Source organism: Streptomyces achromogenes subsp. achromogenes (assembly GCF_000720835.1).
GTDB lineage: Bacteria > Actinomycetota > Actinomycetes > Streptomycetales > Streptomycetaceae > Streptomyces > Streptomyces achromogenes.
The window spans coordinates 1-883 of record NZ_JODT01000071.1 but is presented as its reverse complement, the minus strand read 5'-3'; the positions used below and the strand labels follow the sequence as shown (position 1 = coordinate 883).

General features: G+C 66.5%; 1 protein-coding gene. It reads left to right on the top strand.

The features are described 5' to 3' along the window. Positions 1-91 precede the first annotated feature (91 nt). Positions 92-667, top strand: coding sequence for a hypothetical protein (locus IH25_RS0136695; protein WP_030498521.1), 576 nt, complete (start codon positions 92-94; stop codon positions 665-667). Positions 668-883: the final 216 nt, after the last annotated feature.

Here is an 883-nt window from a genome sequence, read left to right as displayed (position 1 = left end):
GTATTCGCTGAGGGCCGGGGACTGACCGAGATGAAGACGAAGGGCGCCTATGTCGTCGGCGCCCCGGTCACGGAAATGGGGGAGTGACGACATGGCCGGGAAAATCACGGGCGCATACGGCGCAAAGGGAAAGCCGGGCGGAGAGGCAATTGCCGAACGGCTCACGGAACTTGCCGGGGGTATCAAGTCGTCGGCGGCCAGTGAACGCGGATTGGAGGCACGCCTCAAGTACCTGACGAACTCCCCCGCCGGATATCAGGCCATGGAACGAGCCGGTATCAGCGTCACCCCGCGCACGCTTATCGCGTGGCTTGCCGGGGACCGTGACCCGAACAAGGCCAACCGGGGCCGCATTGACGCGGCATACGCCGACATGCGGCGGCGGAACGTGGCGAAGTCCCTGAAAAAGCGGCTCGGCAACAACGGGCGCGGGACCCGGGTGGAAGTCCACCCGGTGAATCAGGGAGGGGTCACCCCGTCCCGGCAACGGGCCCTGGACGTGCGCAAGGTGAACATCCGCCCCAACCAGTGGGACCGGCTCGTCGACCAGTGGTCGGCCGGGGACGCGGACGGCATGAACGCTGAGTGGGAGGACATTGCCGAGGACACCCTCGGGTCCGAGTGGGGCGCGTACACGTCCGTCGCAGCGATCGGATTCGGCGCGTAGGACACCGCGGGGCCCCCGAGCTGGGGGCCCCGCCTCAATTCCAAGGAAGGTCAGACATGGATCCGAAGGAACTTGAAGGCGTCTTCCCTCCCGGGGAACTCTGCCTGATCGAGATCACCGGGGACACGGAGATCGAAGCCCGGTCGGAAGCCCTGACGTTCACGGGTGGCGGGGTCATCGTCTCCGGGACGTGGGAGGTCCACGTCGTTGAGAACG